The organism is Sphingobacterium hotanense, assembly GCF_008274825.1.
GTDB classification, from domain to species: Bacteria; Bacteroidota; Bacteroidia; order Sphingobacteriales; family Sphingobacteriaceae; genus Sphingobacterium; species Sphingobacterium hotanense.
In genome coordinates this window covers 3262507-3280872 of record NZ_CP030848.1, presented here as the reverse complement: position 1 = coordinate 3280872, position 18366 = coordinate 3262507, and the positions used below count along the sequence as shown (strand labels likewise).

Sequence of the window (18366 nt, the reverse complement as noted above, 5' to 3'; positions counted from 1 at the left end):
GTCGATGGATTGCTGTAGGCCTATTTTCTAATTAAAGAGTTAATAAAAATAATCAGTTATGCTTACTAAGATTATTGAGTTTTCCATACGGAATAAGCTCATTATAGCATTGTTGGTTTTTGGACTTATTGGGGTAGGAGCTTATCAGGTAACGAAGTTACCGATAGATGCGGTTCCCGATATTACCAATAACCAAGTGCAAGTTATTACAGTTGCGCCGTCATTCGGCGCATCGGATATTGAACGTCTCATCACATTTCCTATTGAACAAGCGAACAGCAACATTGCCGGTCGTAAAGAGATACGGAGTTTTTCGCGGTTTGGATTATCCTTAGTTACTATAGTGTTTGAAGATGATGTCGATATCTATTGGGCGCGGCAGCAAGTTGCTGAGCGTCTGCAACAGGTGCAACAAGAAATACCTGAAGGTATCGGAACACCAGAATTGGGGCCTATCTCTACCGGGTTAGGTGAGATCTTTCAATATGTCGTTCGTCCTAAGGCGGGCTACGAAAAGAAATACAATGTAACAGAGCTTCGTACAATTCAAGATTGGATTATCCGGCGGCAGCTCATGGGAGTAAAAGGCGTTGCGGAGGTGAGTAGTTTTGGTGGGAAGTTGAAGCAATACGAAATTGCAGTTAACACGGATAAATTAAATGCATTCGGAATCAGTATCAACGATGTTTTTAATGCGGTAAATGATAACAATCAGAATACTGGAGGGGCTTATATTGAAAAGGGGCCTACCGTTTTATATATCCGTAGCGAGGGGCTGGTCGAATCTGTATCGGATATTGAGCAGATTGCCATACATCGTTCGTCCGGGCAAAGTCCACTCTTTCTCCGAGATGTAGCAGAGGTGAAGATCGGCCATGCCACACGTTATGGAGCGATGACCTACAATGATATGGGCGAAGTTTCAGGCGCGGTTGTTATGATGCTGAAAGGCGCGAACAGTAGCGAAGTAATTAATGCAGTTAAAGAGAAGGTCGTTGAGATTCAGAAAACACTGCCTGAAGGGGTCATACTTGAACCATTTCTTGATCGGACCAAGATGGTGGATAACGCCATCAGTACGGTGGAGAAGAATCTCTTAGAAGGTGCGCTAATTGTGGTATTCGTCCTCGTGATTTTCTTAGGAAATCTGCGAGCAGGGTTATTGGTTGCTTCCGTTATTCCTTTGGCGATGCTCTTTGCGATTTGTATGATGAATCTATTTGGAGTGAGTGGGAATTTGATGAGCCTAGGTGCTCTAGATTTTGGATTGATCATCGATGGTGCTGTTATTATCGTGGAGGCGGTAATGCATCAGCTGCTGCTGCATCCGAAGTATCGAAATATGCTTAAAATTCCGGTTAAGGAAATGGATGCTGTGGTCAGTGAATCTGCAGGGAGGATGATGAACAGTGCGGTATTTGGTCAATTAATTATTCTAATAGTTTATCTCCCAATCTTAACACTTCAAGGTATTGAGGGTAAAATGTTCAAACCTATGGCGGAAACTGTTGCTTTTGCATTGTTCGGGGCGTTCCTGTTATCACTTACCTATATACCGATGATGAGTGCAATTCTTCTTCGCAAGCGCAGTCTGAAGCCTTCATTTTCCGATCGCATGATGAAGAAGCTTGAGACTATCTATCTAAAAACGTTATTGAAGGTATTGAGAATTCCCAAGACGGTGTTCGCTGTTGTTCTGGTTTTATTTGTTGCTGCCTTATTCATTCTCAGTCGAATGGGAGGGGAGTTCATTCCTTCATTAGAAGAAGGGGATTTTGCTGTCGACACGCGCGTTCTTCCAGGTAGCAATTTGCAGACCACGATAGAAAGTACGCAGAAGGCCTCGCATATACTCCTAAGCCGCTTTCCTGAAGTCGAAAAAGTCGTTACAAAAATTGGCAGTGGAGAGGTACCTACAGACCCGATGCCAATGGAAGCATCGGATATGATGGTGATTTTGAAGGATAAGGAAGATTGGGTTTCGGCAAAGACTTTTCCAGCGCTTGCTGAAAAGATGTCCACTGCCTTAGAGGATGTGCCGGGAATTACTGTTGGGTTCCAATATCCTGTACAGATGCGTTTCAATGAATTGATGACCGGGGCGCGCCAGGATGTCGTGCTCAAGATATTTGGTGAGGACTTTGAAATATTGACTGATCAAGCGGAGCAGGTCAGGAAGCTCGTGGAGAGCGTTGCGGGCACACAGAACTTATATATCGAGCCGATAGCAGGTTTATCGCAGGTGGTTATAAAATACAACCGACCGCTTATAGCGCAGTATGGATTATCAATTGCTGAGGTGAATAGGGTTGTAAATGCGGCATTTGCAGGGCAACAAGCCGGAATGCTGTTCGAGGGGGAAAAACGCTTTGATATGGTCGTTCGTCTGGATGCCTCACATCGTCTGAATTTGAATCAGATTCGCCAGCTCTTAATTCCAACGGCAACAGGGAATCAGATTCCGCTGTCGCAATTGGCAAGCGTCGATATTGTTGAAGGACCAAATCAAATCCAGCGCGAGAATGCGCAACGTCGTATCGTGATTGGCTTTAATATTAACGGTCGAGATGTGCAAAGCATCGTTGAAGAGTTGAAAACGAAGGTAGAACAACATATCACACTTCCACCAGGCTATACCATAAGCTATGGAGGTTCCTTTGAGAATCTGAATAATGCCAAACAGCGGTTGATGATTGCGGTTCCGGTAGCATTAGCCTTAATATTTATCCTGTTGTTTCTAGCGTTTAAGTCGATTAGAGAAAGCGTGCTGATCTATACGGCAATTCCATTATCGATTATTGGCGGGGTCTTTCTGCTGGCGCTTCGCGGTATGCCATTCAGTATTAGTGCAGGAATAGGATTCATTGCTCTATTTGGAGTTGCTGTACTGAACGGGATTGTGCTGATTTCAGAATTTAACAGACTGCGAAAACAGGGGTTAAAGAATATTGTCCGAATTGTAATCGATGCTGGAGAAAGTCGGCTGCGTCCGGTATTGATGACCGCCTTCGTCGCATCCTTCGGTTTTATTCCTATGGCGTTGAGTAATGGCGCAGGTGCGGAAGTTCAACGTCCCTTAGCGACAGTGGTCATTGGAGGGCTCTTAATAGCAACGCTATTAACCTTATTTGTCTTGCCGCTATTATTTGTGACACTAGAGAAAGGCTTTAAAACGAAGAAGATGAAGGGTCAAACTAAAGCGATAATCTTGTTGTTTCTTAGTCTATCTATAGTTCCGAACTTACAAGGACAGACGACTATTAGCTTAGAACAAGCGCTGCAAATAGCTGTTGAAAATAACGGTCAACTGAAGAATGAAAGATTAAGAGCCGAGCATGCTAAAGCATTAATTCGTAGCTCCTCTGCCGATATCCCTCATTTAGCTATCAGCAGCGAATTCGGGCAGATCAATTCTACGAACAATGATCTGATGTTCTCTGCTTCACAGAGCTTTGCATTTCCCTCAGTTTATAAACAGCTGAAGGGACTCTATCGTGAAACTTGGAAGGAGTCTGAGCTTCAAGTCGAGCTTACTGCTTTTGATTTGAAACGTGAGGTTAGTTTAGCCTATTATGGTTTGCTGTATTGGTCAGAGAAGGCAGGTATTTTAGAAGAAATACATAAGCTTTATGCCGATTTTTTGAAGAAAGCTTCCTTGCGGGAGCAAGCCGGTGAATCAAATGTTTTAGAGCGTGCGACAGCGATAAATCAAGAATCCGCAATCCTATTGCAACAAGAACAGGTCAAGGCTGAAATGAAGCGGTTACAGTCGCGTTTGCAATGGCTGTTAAATTCTGATATTCCTTACGCGCCAGACAGTAGGGAGCGGCGACTAAAACTCGTTAGGCATGATACCCTACATCCATTGCTTCAAGTTATAGAACAAAAGCAAATGGTAAGTGCAAAACAAACGGGCGCTGAAAGAATGAAATTGCTTCCAGAATTGCAGGTAGGTTATAACCTAAACAGTTTCAAAGGGGTCGGCGCTGATGGAAAGTATTATGGTATGACACCTCAGTTTCAATCTGTACAGATTGGTTTCTCCCTGCCGATATTTTCCTCAGGGCAAAAAGCACGCATCCAAGCTGCAAAAATCAACGAGCGTATTGTATATAATGAATACCAGTATATCGACCGAGCGCTAAAAATACAGCGAGAACAGCTATTGCAATCTTATGAAAACAGCCTGTCCATAGTTACGCGATTTGAGCAAGTTGATTTAAAGAATGCACAATTAATCTTAGAAACTGCGAATCGACAGTTCCTTTCTGGTGAGATTAATTATTTAGAGTTTGTGATGCTGGTCAATCAATATGTGGCAGTGAAAAGTGGATATGTCGAAGCCTTATGGCGCCTAAATGAAGACATCGTTCAAATAATATATCAACAATTAGAACAATAGAAATGAAATTTATTGAATCAAATTATAAAGCCCTGCTGATGTTTTTCTTTGTCATCATGGTTTCTTGTAATGAGCAGGACAACCAGCAGCAGCAGACTATACAACAAAATCCGGGAGATGTAAATGTGGTGAAGTTGACAGATGCTCAGCTAAAGAATGCACCAATCGAGACAATGACCTTATCAAATCAATCAATCTCGCAGATACTCCGCTTAAATGGAAAAATAGATGTGCCACCTCAAAATATTCAGTCGGTAAGCGCTGCGTTGGGCGGATATCTAAAAAGCACCAACCTCATAGCGGGTATGCCTGTTTCGAATGGACAAGTAATAGCAACTATAGAGAATCCTGAGTTCATTAAGCTTCAACAGGATTACTTGACAGCCAAGTCCAAATATCAGTTTGCAGAGCTTGATTTTAATAGGCAAAAGACTTTAAATGAATCAAAGGCAAGTAGTGACAAAGTGATGCAGTTGGCTAAGGCCGAGATGGACAATCAACAAATACAGATGAACGCTATTGCACAGTCTTTACGATTGGTCAATATCAATCCAGCACATGTGAGTGCTGAGCGAATTACGAAGAGCGCGCCTCTTTACAGCAGTATAACAGGCTATGTTAGTAAGATCAATGTGAATATCGGCAAATATGTAACAGCTTCCGATGTGCTCTTCGAGTTGGTAAATCCGGATCGGGTATATCTGAATTTATCAGTGTTCGAGAAAGACCTGCAGAAGTTGACTATTGGACAGCGACTATCCGCCTTTAATAATACGGAGCCGGAGAAGCGCTATGAGGGAACTATACAATTAATCAGTAGAAACATTGATGAAGAAGGAATGGCAACCGTGCAATGCGCGTTGGTTGGCAACGACAGGCGTCTGGTCCCTGGTAGCTATATGAATGCTGAAATTGCTGTAGCGACTTCCTTTGAAGATGCGGTTCCGGCGGAGAGTGTGGTAAATTTCGAGGGCAAGAATTTCCTATTTGTGGAGGAGTCGAAGCAAGTTTACCGACTAGTACCCGTTGAAATTGGTCTGGAAGAAAATGGTTATGTGCAAGTGATGAATGCAGCTGAATTAGCAGGGAAGAATATCGTGATTAAAAATGCATATACACTGTTGATGAAGCTAAAGAATACGGAGGGTGAAGATTAGTTGAGTCTTTGAAGCATTGTTACAATGTGAGAGAATCAAGATTCTTAAGTGATATTGTACACATAAGAAGAAATCTTGGATGTAAGAAAGTTTGTGTTTTTAATAGTTCTTTTTACAAGAAAACTGTGCTAGTTTTGGTCTGTAGCGTTCGATTTGGGTTGCAATAAATCCAATGAGATGACATGACCTTCCGTGAGGATTCGATCAGTATCGCTCTTTGATTTCTTGAAGAAAAGACCTACGGAGATTTTAATAGTTGGGTGCTGTTTCACACTTTAACTAGCCAAGCGGGTTGCGTCGAACATCTTGATTGTCGACGACCGTTCCAAGGGTAATAGCATATTGTGCTAACATATAGGTGCACATAATCATAAGACCCGAATTGGCGATATAGGCGACAAATTTGTTGGCGGCAAGGATAGAATCGGAAACAATGAACAGCAGTGCGCCAAAGAATATGAGCAAGAAACTGCTTGTATTGGTCTGATGCTTCCTAGTGTAAGAAAAGAGCCCCATTAGTGCAATAACAATAATGTAAGCAATTACGGGGTACTTTTCTACCCCAAGGCTGGGCGCTAGAATCGTATAGAAATAATACGAATAGACGGCTAAGAAACCGGCTACTAAGATGTATAGTTTATCTCGGCTTAATGCAAATGGCGAAGTCTGCCTAATAAAAGCGATGACATACAAAATATGTCCGATCAGAAATGCTGCCAATCCAAACAAGAACTTGTTGGGCAACATCAGAAAAATGTCGCCTAGCCAGCCGAAGAATAAACCTCCAGCAATGAGTTTTTGGAAAACGCTTTTTAATCCTGTAGAAATCCAAAGGTAGGCAATCAAGCTGATGCATATCAAAGGCTTTGTGACCATTCTAACTGTCGATAAATCTTCAATAATGCTGTAGAGATGCACAGCAAACAGCAGAAAATAGACGATATGAGGAATAGCTTTCTTCAAGTTTTGACTTTGCCTTATAGCCTAGATTGCTTCGCCTTATTGCGTTCGACAAGCTTATAACTAATAAACAGAATGAGAATCCATAGTGGTATAAGCTCAACCGAGATTTTTAATCCGGTAAACCACATCATTACCAAAACGCCAACTAAGAATATTAAGCTGAAGTAATTGCTCAACGGATAGAATATGGTTGGGAATTTTGTCTTTATACCTTCCTGATCTTTCTTATTACGGAAGAACATATGTGTCAATGTGATCATAATCCAGTTGATTACTAAAGCAGATACGACCAATGACATAAGAATTCCTAATGCTTCCTTGGGGATCACTTTGTTGATAACGACAGTAATCGCTACGATTGCTGCCGATACAAGGATTGCATTAACAGGAGAGTGATTCTTGTTCAGTTTTTTTAGAAATTTAGGCGCATTGCCTTGTTCCGCCAATCCGTAAAGCATACGGGAGTTACTGTAGACACAACTGTTGTACACAGACAGAGCGGCCGTTAAAACGATAATGTTTAAGGCATTTGCAATGATTGTAGTGAAATAGAACGTCTTTCCGAAAAGTTGAAATTCAAAACCTTTTAGGGTTGCAAATACTTCGACAAACGGGCTGGTGTCGGCTGTAATAGAACGCCATGGCATAAGAGAGAATAAGATGAACAGAGCACCAACATAGAATACTAAAATACGCCATAGCACTTGATTGGTTGCTTTCGGGATGTTCTTTTCGGGATGCTCGGCCTCTGCAGCTGTGATCCCGACGAGCTCTAATCCACCGAAGGAGAACATAATGATCACCAGTGCGGCGAGTAATCCTTGATAGCCTCCGGCACCATCGAATTCCAGCCAGCCTTTGGGAAGAAAACCACCATCATTGTACAAGTTGGCTACTGTTGCTCGATCACCGCCATTGCCTGAAATAAGCAGGTAGCTGCCGAAAATGATCATCGCAATAATAGCTAGTACTTTAACGATTGAAAACCAGAACTCGGTCTCTCCATAGACCTTAACCGAAGCTAGGTTGATCGCGTTGATAACGAAGAAAAAGAAAAGAGAGGATGCCCACAAAGGAATCTCGGGCCACCAGAACTGAACATACTTGCCGATAGCGGTTAATTCCGCCATACTCACAAGAATATAGAGAATCCAGTAGTTCCATCCAGAAGCAAAGCCTGCAAATGGCCCCCAGTATTTATTTGCAAAGGAACTAAAGCTACCCGATATAGGTTCTTCAACGACCATTTCCCCAAGCTGACGCATGATGAAAAAGGCAACTAATCCGGCTATTGCATAGCCTAAAATAACGGAGGGACCGGCAAGAATTGCTGCCTGGCCAACGCCTAAGAATAAACCTGTACCAATAGCTCCGCCTAAGGCAATAAGCTGAATATGGCGATTGCTTAAGCCTCTTTTAAGTTCTTTGTCCTGATTTTCTTGCACTTTTATAGATTAATTTTTAGCAAATGAAAGGAACGGGCATAGGTTGTTTCCCTGCTAAATGGCCGCTCTCTGTTGCAAGATATATTTTTCAATTTGAATTTTAACAATAGCGAGCCTGAATTATTTCGGAGAGGGGAGGATCGCTTTTGGCGAATCCGATCTATTCGCTGTGCTTAAGGGTTTCATGAAACACTTAAGCACAGCGGTATGAAAGAAGTTTTATTCTCAAATCCTTATTTCTGAGACATATCTACCGAGCAGCCACAGCCTTTGCTGCAACCAGCGCTATTCTTCTTTTTTCCAGGAAAAAAAGAACGGAAGATAAAAAATAAGGCCCCTACAAACAGTAGGAAAATAATAACGTATTGGATGATTAAACTTAGTTCCATTACTTTAAAATTTGATACGCAATGAATGCGGCAAGATACGCAAGCCCAGTCATGAAGACTGTTTGGATCAATGTCCAGCGCCATGAGCCTGTTTCCTTACGAACAACAGCGATGGTTGCCATACATTGCATTGCAAAGGCGTAAAACAATAATAAAGATATTCCCGAAGCCATGTTATAGGCCGGTTGTCCGGTATTTGCGTTGATTTCAGAACGCATTTTAGATAATAACGTATTCTTTTGTTCGTCGTCTTCAATGTCGACATCATCACCAAGGCTATAAACCACAGCCATAGTGCCGACGAAAACTTCCCTCGCCGCAAAGGACGAGATCAGTCCGATACCCATCTTCCAATCGTATCCCAATGGACGTACTAATGGTTCTATACCCATGCCGATGTAGCCTAAGAAAGAGTGCTCCAATTGATAAGATGATACCGCTTTTGCTAGTTCATCGCCCTCCAACTGAGGTGCTGACTGAACAACATAGTCTTCTGCTTTGTAGAATTTGTCGTTCGGACCAAAGTTGCCTAATACCCATAATACGATGGATATTAATAATATGATTTTACCGGCATCAATTAAGAAGCCCGATGCTTTATCCCAAACATTCGTTGCCACATTTTTCCAATCCGGCATTTTATAAGTTGGTAGTTCGAAGATCAGGAAAGAAGAGCGAACGCTTTTGATAATCTTGTTGAGGATAAGCGCAGAAAATAACGCGCCGATAATACCTAGGATATACATGGCAAATAGGGCAATCCCTTGCATATTGAATCCTAAGAATTTCTCGTCGGGGATAACCAACCCGATAATTACGATATAGATTGGCAAACGTGCCGAACAGGTCATAAATGGAGTGACCAACATCGTCAGCAATCTTTCCTTTGGATTTTCAATGTTTCTCGCAGACATTACGGCTGGTATAGCACATGCCGCACCTGACATCAAAGGAATTACAGACTTGCCGTTTAGACCAAATGGCTTTAACCAACGGTCCATTAAGAATACGACGCGGCTCATATAGCCCGACTCCTCCATAATGGAAAGAAACAGGAACAGAATAACGATCTGCGGTACGAAAATAACAATACCGCCGATACCTGCTACAATACCATAGATGAACAAAGATGCTAAAGGGCCATCAGGTAATTTATCGTCGAGGAACGCCGTGAGATCACCAAAGGCGCCGTCGATCCAGTCCATCAATGGTCCGGACCAGGCATAGATTGCCTGGAAAATAAGGAATAATAGCCCAAAGAAAATGACATATCCAAAGATAGGATGCATCAAAAACTTGTCGATACTATTTGTATTTCCTAGTTTCTGGTTTTCCGTTTTATTGATGAAGGCATCAAGATCTTGACTTGTTTGATCGTGACGCGCTAAAGACTCTTGCTTTTGTAAATCATGCGGATTAAGCGAATAACGCTGCCTGATTTCCGCTAATTTTTGTTGTGTTTCCGCTGGTAGGATACTTACCTGCTCTTGGGCAAGGTACTGCCAGGTTAAATATTCAGTTGCTAACGGGAAGAGCTTCTTTGCTTCTTCCATAGCGGGTTGATAGTCTGATGAGATGCGGTAATTTCCAAAATAGTGCCCTACTTTTTGATCCAACCCTTTGATCAATTCGTCGATTCCTTTTCCAGTACGCGCATTGGTCTTATAAACTTTCGTCTGTAAATAAGCTTCTAGCTTCTTGAAATCGATCTGCATTCCTTTTTCTTCTAGCTCGTCGATCATGTTCAAGACGAATACGGCAGGAACGCCCAGTTCGCGAGCTTGCTGATACAAAATAATCGAACGTTTGATGGTCGATGGTTCAGCTACGACAAGCGTAAGATCTGGGTATATTGGATTATTCTTGTCGCTTAGAACATTGAATACAATTTCCTCATCTAATGAACTCGGAAACAAGGTATATGTTCCGGGCAAATCGACAACATGATACTTTTTGCCGTTCACATTCAAGGTACCTTCGCGTTTCTCAACAGTGATACCTGGATAGTTACCTACTTTTTGATTAAGTTTTGTAAGTCGATTGAATAGGGATGTTTTTCCAACATTAGGATTCCCTAGTAGAATGATTGTTGGGTTTGCCATTAGATTTTTTCTGCGACGATAAGTTTAGCTTCTGATTTGCGGATAGCGATTAAAGCATTGTTTTCAAGGATGTTTAGACAGATCGGGCCATTTAAAGGTGCTTTATGTTTCACTTCTACAACCGATCCCGGGTAGAAACCAAGTTCATAAAATTTTGCGGGAATGTCTAGGGATTGTATTTCGTTGATTTTGACTCTATCACCAATTTTTAGCTTGTCTAGGCTAATCACATCTTGCATCTGTACTTATTTAGATTAAATTTTAATAAAAATATCTCAACGGAAGCAAATATAAAGAATTAAAATCTTTTAATTTGTAAGCTAAGTCACACTAATGTATTAAAATATGCCAAAGATCGAGGAGCTAGTAAAGGTCAGAAAATTTGCTAGTGCTTGGCATCGTGCAACTATAAACATAATATACAGCAGCAACTGGCTGAATGTGGTATTAGAGAAGAGGGCCGGTGCGAAGCAGCTGACACTGCAACAGTTTAACGTGTTGCGGGTATTGAGGGGACAATACCCAAACCCGGTAACAAACAATTTACTTAAGGAACGCTTGCTAACGAAGACACCCGACATCAGTCGCCTGGTGGATCGTATTGTAAGCAAAGGTCTGGTGACCCGAGAGAAAAACAGTGCCGATAAGCGCGCTGTAGACTTGTTAATCACGCAAAAGGGACTAGATCTTCTCGCAGAAATTGAAAACACGATGATGCTGGACGATTTATTGCCTAAACACATCTCCGAAGAGGAATGCTTACAATTAAGTGCGCTTTTAGATAAGTTTAGAGGTCCAGAAGGGGAAGAGACTTCCGAAGCTTAATGCGCATGGTCGTGATCATGGTCATGTCCTTCATGTCCATGATCATGACCTTCGTGATTATGTTCATCTTCAGCATGTGAGTGGTCATGACCATCATGAGAATGGTCGTGCTGTTCCTGTGCTGGTCCATGATTATGATGATCGTGGTCGTGCGGGAATAAGAAATTCGCCAATGATACCAATACACCTAAGAGTACTGCCGCCATTTTCTTCTTGTTGAAAGTATGGTGATCTGCGGATCCCGATTCAAATAGAATGGTTGTCGAAATGTGCAAGAAGATACCGATTACTACGGCCATCATCTTGTCGAAATACTGCGCAACATTACCAATATCGCCTTGCGAAAGCCCCTTGCTAACAATAAAACCTAGCGGTGTCATCGCAGCAAAAGCAGCAATGAATAATGTGATTGTTTGTCTTGATAATTTGGTGTTAATCAGTAGACTACCCAATGCAAAGGCAGCAGGAATATGATGAATAGCAATACCGAATACTAGCTCATTTCTATGCCCTGATGCTAACGGAAAACCTTCCAAGAAAGCATGCAAACATAAACTGATTAAGATTCCGATTGGAAACTTATGCTCATGTTGATGAATATGTCCATGCTCGATACCCTGAGAGAAATGTTCTAAAACAAGCTGAAATAAGAATCCTCCTAATATGTATAATCCTATAACTTCGCCTGATGTCTGTCCGCTATGGTAAACTTCTGGAATTAAGTGAAGTACAGTAATCGCGAAGAGGTATGCACCACTGAACGATAAGATAAGTTTTAATAGCTGGGTGTTATCTTTTTTTACAAAGAATACCGCGATACCGGCCACTAGGGCGGAGAAAAATAAGATGGATACAATCAGGAAACTACTCATGCAGGTTTTGTTGCTGGAATTTGGTTAGTGGGTTCGAAAAATTTCGGAAAAAAACGCTTAAAGAGATATCCCGTTCCTAAACCAATCAGCATGCCTAATATTGCCCCACAGAGAATGTCGAGCGGATAATGCACACCTACATAGATTTGAGAAAACGCGATTGAAGCGGCCCATAAGATGCATAACCATAAGGTATGGCGCCATTTTCTACGGAATAGAACAATCCAGAAGAATGCCATCGCAAAATGGTTGGTCGCATGGGACGAGGTAAAACTATAGCCTGACCCGCAGCGCGCTCTTAAGTTGACTTCATTTTTGAATACAACGTCGTTACATGGCCTTACCCGTTTCACCGATTTCTTAATCAAATGAGAAGAAGTGGCATCCGAGATTCCAAAAGTTGCTAAAGTACAAGCAACGATCAAAACGCCTACTTTTCCATAATGTTTAATGAAAAAGATGATCAGGAATAAGTAAAGAGGTGACCAAGTATAAGGATTACGTAATATCGGCAATAACCAATCAAAAACGGGATTGCTAAGTCCTTGATTGATAGCTAGGAAAAAATCTTGATCGAATTGAATTATTTTATCTAACATATTTATGAAATAGATTTGTCTGAAAATTATCAAACCAAATCTATAAAAAAAATGCAACTAGCCTTTCGATTATTGCAAATGAAACATTGTTGCAACAAAGATAGGCAAATAATGGAAAAAAAGAATAATAATCGAATTAATTGTTTAAATCCTTTAAATTTACCGCCATTATATCAATTTGAACATCTATGGCATTAATAAAATCTATTTCTGGAATCCGCGGAACAATTGGAGGACGACCTGGTGACAACTTAACCCCGGTTGACATTGTGAAATTCACAGCTGCATACGGTAAAATTGTTACGGAAGGTGCTGAAAACAAAACAATCGTTGTTGGACGCGATGCTCGTGTATCGGGCGAAATGGTGTCTAACTTAGTTATCGGAACGTTGCAAAGCATTGGTATCGATGTAATCGATTTAGGGCTTTCAACAACACCAACGGTAGAGATTGCTGTTCCTAAATTGCAAGCAGCAGGAGGGATTATCCTGACAGCATCGCATAATCCAGGACAGTGGAATGCCTTAAAATTATTGAATAACAAAGGCGAATTTATCGATGATGCGAAGGGTAAGGAAGTTCTCGAATTAGGAGAGAGCCTTGACTTTGATTTCGCACAGGTAGAGGACTTGGGCAAGGTTACTAAGGATGACACATTCTTGCAAAGACATATTGATGATGTGCTAGCGTTGGAATTTGTTGATGTGGAAGCAATTAAGCAAGCAAACTTTAAAGTTGCGGTAGACGCTGTTAATAGTACAGGTGGAGTTTTTATTCCTGAGCTTCTTAAGGCCTTAGGGGTGGAGACGGTTTATAAGATCCACTGCGAGCCAAATGGTTTATTCCCTCACAATCCTGAACCTTTAAAAGAGCATTTGACCGATCTTTCGAAAGCAGTATTAGACAATAAAGCTGACTTAGGAATCGCAGTAGATCCGGATGTTGATCGCTTAGTATTTATGATGGAGGATGGCGAACTATTTGGTGAAGAATACACTTTAGTGGCTGTTTCGGATTTCATCTTAACTCATAAAAAGGGAAATACCGTATCCAATCTCTCCTCAACTCGCGCCTTGCGTGATGTAACCTTGAAGCACGGCGGTGAATACTTTGCTGCTGCAGTAGGCGAGGTGAATGTGGTAACAAAAATGAAGGAAGTTGATGCTGTGATGGGTGGCGAAGGTAACGGTGGAGTAATCTATCCAGCTTCTCACTACGGTCGCGATGCATTAGTAGGTGTTGCCTTATTTTTAACGCATTTAGCGAAGTTAGGGAAGAAGGCTTCAGAGTACCGTGCAGAACTTCCTCAATATTTCATGTCGAAGAACAAAATCACCCTTACACCAGGGTTAGATATCGATAATCTATTAGCGAAGATGCAAGAGAAATACGCACATGAGGAACACTCTACGATTGACGGTTTGAAAATAGATTTCGAGAATGAATGGGTTCACCTTCGTAAATCCAATACAGAACCTATTATTCGTATCTATTCGGAAGGACATACACCTGAAGCAGCGGAAGCGATTGCTCAGAAAATCATGAACGAAATTCAAGAGATTGTTGGCTAATTAAAAGGCTATACATCCCTTTTATATAAATCCCCCAAAACAGCTATTTTTTCTGTTGGGGGATTTTTCTTTTTTTACACTATGAAATTCAAGAACTTCTTCATGCTATTTTCGCTGTGCTCGATTTGTTCATACGCAATCGCACAACAATCCGTTAGCATCAAAGCGAAACAGGACTACAAGTTAGTCGCTTCTGTAAATCATAGTTTGACGTTGAGAAAGTCACCTTTTAAATTAATGTTCCACGTTAAAGGGTTAGAATCTTTTTGTATTGCTTTTACAAGCGACGAGGACGTCTATCGCTCCGCGATTGGCGAGGCGGATATGGAAGTGATGTGGTTCGAGAATACAGGAATGGCAGAAGGACTTTTCAACGAGGATAAAACGATTATGTTGTCCAATGAAGCGCCGAGCTATTGGTTCTACAGCTCGCTGCAAGAACATCGCTTTGATAAACACCCGCAAGGAACAAGGAAGGAATGGACTGCAGAACGTTCAATAGAGAATTTCTATGATGCGGATCAAGATGAAAACTACTCGGTCAAGCAGATAAAGCGGTCGATTTATTACGTAGTTTATGTGCCGCAATACGACGAAGACTATAACCAAATCGACAAAAAAATCTATACCTACGGTGAGATTCTGTGGAAGCCGTAATTCTGTTAAGTTTTCGTAAAGTTTTCATCATTTACAAGAAAAATGGATAAAATACGTTCATGTAAGGAACATCAACGTATTTTAAACATAAAATGACGAATAAAATCTCCTCACTATTTAGAATTACTTTGTTATCTATTTCCTTGTATTCGCTGAGTTCTTGCGCGAAAGACGATTTCGACGCGAATCATCAGCTTGTTGATCCTAGTTTGTCGGAACAGAAAATCAATACCGGCTTTACGAACCAAGAGGTGCCGATCAAAGCTGATAATTGGTCGATCACTTATGTAAAAGATGGAATAACAGGCGAGCCTTTAAACAATAAAGCAGGGGAGCCCTTTAAGTTATCGGAGGCCGGAATTATGGAGCTGGAAAGTGGTTGGTTAAAAATGGAGAAGACGGCAGATAACAAACTCATTGTTTCGCTTTTGGAAAACTTTAGCGACCATCCCCGCAAGTTTGTTGTGGGATTAGTGTCTGACAATAAGCAGGACGAGATCACCTATATCCAATCGCGAGGGGAAAGCTATGAGATTGTAAAAAAGGATATACAGGAAGTTGAAGGAAGTAGAAAGGTCTATAGCAGCACAGAAGGTTGTAGCACGGTGACCGTTAAAAATGATACCGATTTGGAAAAGAGCTTCGATATTACAGCGATCTTTGAGGGCGTAAAATATAGTTCAGAATTTACGAGTGAAGATTACGGAGCCTTCGATTGGATCGGAGCAGCAGACTCCCTGATTTCGATGGATCAACTCATTGTCGACGGATCAGTTCGCTGGGATGGTCGGGTCGTTTACAAAAAAGGAACTACGCTAGAAGATTTTGTGAAAGAAAGTAGCAAGGAGGAAATTAAGATTGCTCCGAATTCCACGGTGCAGGTCAGCGGAGAAATGGAATACTTGGAAAGAACTTGCGAATATACATTTACCATAAAGAACTCTTCATCTGGTCATCAATTTCCAGTAAAAGGAATCTGGAAACAAAAGGTACCATTAAGCCCACATACAATATTAAATTAAAGCATGAAGCTGCCCCTTAAAAGGCAGCTTTTTTTTGTGTGCCCAGCATGGGCAATAACTCTAGGGTGTAAGTCCCGAACACGCCTTTACAGTGGGAAGTGTTAGCTTAGGACAAGGGTGTCCACCGCGAGGTGGAATCTGAAGGAAGTCTGAGGCAAAACCTCGGTCCGACGAACAGAAACTACATACAAGGCCGCAAGTGTTGGGTGAGGCTGCAAAACAAGCCAAAGCCCCAAACTGTACGGAAACACTATGGTAAATGTAGCGGATATATGAGGTGAAAGTTATTGTTCTTACCTGGGGAGATCTGACTAAACTCTGTCAAAGGTATACGCGAATGCCCGCGAAGAAACATATAGCAGAATAATGATGCTAGTATGCTTTAGTCAGAAGTCAGCAGAGGACAGTGTGTCACGAACAAAGCATGATATTGCTTTGGTGCTGTTTAAATGATGAGGGTAGGCCCCTCGAAGTCGACGTTCAGGCGCAGGCTTCAAACCACCTTTATGTTGCTGGGTTAAAGAGATCTGGTGAGAAGCGATAAAGGAAAAGGCATAGTTAAAGATGTCAGGTATGTAATAGAGAGACGAACGAAAGAGAACCATCGATGAAGCGTCGAAAGCTGAATAGATGATATCGAAACCAGAGTCTTGACCTTGCTCTGGGACAAATGGAAGGGAAACCTGATTACTGCTTCCGTGATATCCGGCGTAAAGATGGCGTGAAGCTATTATAGGCATTTAGGCGGAACGTGAGAACGTGTCGTTTCGATGTTAAGGGAAACCCTCAAGTGGTAGCCCCACAAGAGCAAAAGTACCGATGCGAAGCACACGGGCGGAACATCTCGTAGTAGTGATGAAGTCTCTGTAATGGAGATGGAGCGAAGGGGGTGTATTATCCAGTTCTTATCACAAAGAAAACTATGGTACAAACCATAGGAGGTACAGGAATGATTAAGACAAAACCATTTATTATTTCTCAGTCCATAGTACTGGAAGCCTACCAGCGGGTACAACAAAACCGTGGTAGTGCTGGAGTAGATGGCATGAGCTTAGAGGATTTCAAAGCAGATAGCTGGAAACACCTCTATCGACTATGGAATCGGATGAGTTCTGGCAGCTATATGCCCATGCCAGTTCTACTAGTAGAAATTCCCAAGAAAGGAGGGGGGACACGTCCACTTGGAGTACCCACGATAACAGATCGCATTGCTCAAACGGTGGTCACACTGTTTCTGGAACCAAAGTTGGATAAGATATTTCATAAGGACTCTTATGGCTATCGCCCCAACAAAAGTGCAAAGGAGGCGGTGGGAACAGCTAGAGAGCGATGTTGGAAGTATGATTGGGTTCTGGATCTTGATATCAAAGGTTTCTTCGACAACATACCACACGAGCTGCTTATGAGAGCAGTTCGTAAGCACACAGATTGCCCATGGATCTTGCTGTATATTGAAAGGTGGCTTAAAACACCGGTACAGCAATCCAATGGGATTCTTACAGAGAGATCAAAAGGGACGCCGCAAGGAGCAGTTATCAGTCCGCTGCTCGCTAACCTCTTTTTACACTACTGTATGGATGAATGGTTACGAATTAACTATCCGGACTGTCCGTTTGAACGATATGCTGATGATAGTGTGATACACTGTAAAACAGAAATACAAACAGTGGAACTGAAGAAAGCATTAGAACACAGACTAAAAGCCTGTGGACTTGAACTGCATCCAGAGAAAACCAAGATCGTGTATTGTGGCAGAAAAGAACGACAGAAATCCTATCCCATAATTGCCTTCGACTTTCTAGGGTATACGTTCAAAAGACGAAAAGCTCAGACCAAACAGGGATTGAACTTTACCAGTTTTCTTCCTGCAGTCAGCAATAAAGCTAAAGTTTCCATACGAGAAAAGATGCGGACATGGCAATTGCACAGAAGAGGAGGCAGTGACTTAGAAACGTTGTCCCGGTATATAAATCCAGTCCTCAGAGGATGGATCAATTACTACGGAGCTTTCTACAAAACAGAGCTACACAAAGTACTTCAGCACATGAACAGGTTACTGGTAAGATGGGCTATGCGGAAATATAAAAGGCTACGGAACCGAAAAGTCAGAGCCATAAAATGGATGTCAGAGATTTCCGAAAGAAGTCCGCATCTGTTTGAACACTGGTATATAGGGATAAAGTTGTCGGTTGGATAATAAGAGCCGTGTAAAGGGAGATCTTTACGCACGGTTCTGTGAGAGGTTTGGACTGAAATGTCCTTATCTACTCGACTAGTACCCTGTTTCTCTATTTTCTACAGGGGAAGGTCTGAATGTTAGAATGGCAAAGGAACCAAGAAGTTTATGACGAAGCGCTAAAAG

15 protein-coding genes are annotated in these 18366 nt (G+C 41.8%); 7 read left to right on the top strand and 8 right to left on the bottom strand.

Annotation, left to right across the window (positions count from 1 at the left end):
* Positions 1-58: 58 nt before the first annotated feature.
* Complete coding sequence (locus tag DSM08_RS13880; protein ID WP_149526718.1) at positions 59-4402, top strand: CusA/CzcA family heavy metal efflux RND transporter; 4344 nt, start codon at positions 59-61, stop codon at positions 4400-4402.
* Between the two features lie 2 nt (positions 4403-4404).
* On the top strand, positions 4405-5559 hold the full coding sequence (locus DSM08_RS13875) for an efflux RND transporter periplasmic adaptor subunit (protein ID WP_223110817.1): 1155 nt from the start codon (positions 4405-4407) through the stop codon (positions 5557-5559).
* Positions 5560-5838: 279 nt separating this feature from the next.
* On the opposite strand, the gene DSM08_RS13870 is transcribed toward DSM08_RS13875, so the two are convergent.
* From DSM08_RS13870 to DSM08_RS13850, 5 genes are all read right to left on the bottom strand, one after another.
* Positions 5839-6522 carry a lysoplasmalogenase gene (locus tag DSM08_RS13870; RefSeq protein WP_149526717.1) on the bottom strand — a complete coding sequence of 228 codons (684 nt, stop codon included), beginning with the start codon at positions 6520-6522 and terminating at the stop codon, positions 5839-5841.
* A 14-nt stretch (positions 6523-6536) separates the two neighbouring features.
* Entirely contained in the window at positions 6537-7967 is a 1431-nt protein-coding gene (locus DSM08_RS13865; RefSeq protein ID WP_149526716.1) for an amino acid permease, read from the bottom strand.
* 233 nt (positions 7968-8200) lie between these two features.
* A complete protein-coding gene (locus DSM08_RS19480) occupies positions 8201-8356 on the bottom strand; it encodes a FeoB-associated Cys-rich membrane protein (protein ID WP_223110816.1) in 156 nt (51 codons plus the stop codon).
* Entirely contained in the window at positions 8356-10458 is a 2103-nt protein-coding gene (gene feoB / locus DSM08_RS13855; RefSeq protein WP_149526715.1) for a ferrous iron transport protein B, read from the bottom strand. The genes DSM08_RS19480 and feoB overlap by 1 nt, the downstream gene beginning before the upstream one ends.
* Positions 10458-10697 (bottom strand): FeoA family protein, encoded by a 240-nt coding sequence (locus tag DSM08_RS13850; protein WP_149526714.1) that lies wholly within the window; start codon positions 10695-10697, stop codon positions 10458-10460. Before DSM08_RS13850 ends, feoB begins: the two co-directional genes overlap by 1 nt.
* Positions 10698-10803: 106 nt before the next feature.
* On the opposite strand from DSM08_RS13850, the gene DSM08_RS13845 reads away from it, so the two are divergent.
* On the top strand, positions 10804-11283 hold the full coding sequence (locus DSM08_RS13845) for a MarR family winged helix-turn-helix transcriptional regulator (RefSeq protein ID WP_149526713.1): 480 nt from the start codon (positions 10804-10806) through the stop codon (positions 11281-11283).
* Here DSM08_RS13845 and DSM08_RS13840 read toward each other — a convergent pair.
* Positions 11280-12155: a ZIP family metal transporter gene (locus tag DSM08_RS13840; protein WP_149526712.1), complete on the bottom strand. Its 876-nt coding sequence runs from the start codon at positions 12153-12155 to the stop codon at positions 11280-11282. The two genes, DSM08_RS13845 and DSM08_RS13840, sit on opposite strands and share 4 nt — an antisense overlap.
* Positions 12152-12754: a phosphatase PAP2 family protein gene (locus tag DSM08_RS13835; protein WP_149526711.1), complete on the bottom strand. Its 603-nt coding sequence runs from the start codon at positions 12752-12754 to the stop codon at positions 12152-12154. Before DSM08_RS13835 ends, DSM08_RS13840 begins: the two co-directional genes overlap by 4 nt.
* A 188-nt stretch (positions 12755-12942) precedes the next feature.
* Here DSM08_RS13835 and glmM point away from each other — a divergent pair, with 188 nt between their 5' ends.
* From glmM to DSM08_RS13820, 3 genes are all read left to right on the top strand, one after another.
* A complete protein-coding gene (glmM, locus tag DSM08_RS13830; RefSeq protein ID WP_149526710.1) occupies positions 12943-14325 on the top strand; it encodes a phosphoglucosamine mutase in 1383 nt (460 codons plus the stop codon).
* An 81-nt stretch (positions 14326-14406) separates the two neighbouring features.
* Complete coding sequence (locus DSM08_RS13825; protein WP_149526709.1) at positions 14407-14982, top strand: hypothetical protein; 576 nt, start codon at positions 14407-14409, stop codon at positions 14980-14982.
* 92 nt (positions 14983-15074) lie between these two features.
* Positions 15075-16004, top strand: a complete 930-nt coding sequence (locus DSM08_RS13820; protein WP_149526708.1) for a hypothetical protein — start codon at positions 15075-15077, stop codon at positions 16002-16004.
* 386 nt (positions 16005-16390) lie between these two features.
* Here DSM08_RS13820 and DSM08_RS13815 read toward each other — a convergent pair whose 3' ends face one another.
* Positions 16391-16744 (bottom strand): hypothetical protein, encoded by a 354-nt coding sequence (locus tag DSM08_RS13815; RefSeq protein WP_149526028.1) that lies wholly within the window; start codon positions 16742-16744, stop codon positions 16391-16393.
* A 182-nt stretch (positions 16745-16926) separates the two neighbouring features.
* Between DSM08_RS13815 and ltrA the strand changes: the two genes are divergently transcribed.
* The gene (gene ltrA / locus DSM08_RS13810) at positions 16927-18201 is read left to right on the top strand and encodes a group II intron reverse transcriptase/maturase (RefSeq protein WP_246172205.1); all 1275 of its coding nucleotides are present in this window, start codon (positions 16927-16929) and stop codon (positions 18199-18201) included.
* Positions 18202-18366 lie beyond the last annotated feature (165 nt).

Excerpts from the sequence above, each read along its gene's own strand:
- glmM (WP_149526710.1), top strand. The coding sequence starts at position 12,943 with ATGGCATTAATAAAATCTATTTCTGGAATCCGCGGAACAATTGGAGGA.
- ltrA (WP_246172205.1), top strand. The coding sequence starts at position 16,927 with ATGGTACAAACCATAGGAGGTACAGGAATGATTAAGACAAAACCATTT.
- DSM08_RS13815 (WP_149526028.1), bottom strand. The coding sequence starts at position 16,744 with ATGCCTATAATAGCTTCACGCCATCTTTACGCCGGATATCACGGAAGC.
- DSM08_RS13875 (WP_223110817.1), top strand. The coding sequence starts at position 4,405 with ATGAAATTTATTGAATCAAATTATAAAGCCCTGCTGATGTTTTTCTTT.
- DSM08_RS13835 (WP_149526711.1), bottom strand. The coding sequence starts at position 12,754 with ATGTTAGATAAAATAATTCAATTCGATCAAGATTTTTTCCTAGCTATC.
- DSM08_RS13845 (WP_149526713.1), top strand. The coding sequence starts at position 10,804 with ATGCCAAAGATCGAGGAGCTAGTAAAGGTCAGAAAATTTGCTAGTGCT.
- feoB (WP_149526715.1), bottom strand. The coding sequence starts at position 10,458 with ATGGCAAACCCAACAATCATTCTACTAGGGAATCCTAATGTTGGAAAA.
- DSM08_RS13825 (WP_149526709.1), top strand. The coding sequence starts at position 14,407 with ATGAAATTCAAGAACTTCTTCATGCTATTTTCGCTGTGCTCGATTTGT.
- DSM08_RS13820 (WP_149526708.1), top strand. The coding sequence starts at position 15,075 with ATGACGAATAAAATCTCCTCACTATTTAGAATTACTTTGTTATCTATT.
- DSM08_RS19480 (WP_223110816.1), bottom strand. The coding sequence starts at position 8,356 with ATGGAACTAAGTTTAATCATCCAATACGTTATTATTTTCCTACTGTTT.
- DSM08_RS13840 (WP_149526712.1), bottom strand. The coding sequence starts at position 12,155 with ATGAGTAGTTTCCTGATTGTATCCATCTTATTTTTCTCCGCCCTAGTG.
- DSM08_RS13850 (WP_149526714.1), bottom strand. The coding sequence starts at position 10,697 with ATGCAAGATGTGATTAGCCTAGACAAGCTAAAAATTGGTGATAGAGTC.
- DSM08_RS13880 (WP_149526718.1), top strand. The coding sequence starts at position 59 with ATGCTTACTAAGATTATTGAGTTTTCCATACGGAATAAGCTCATTATA.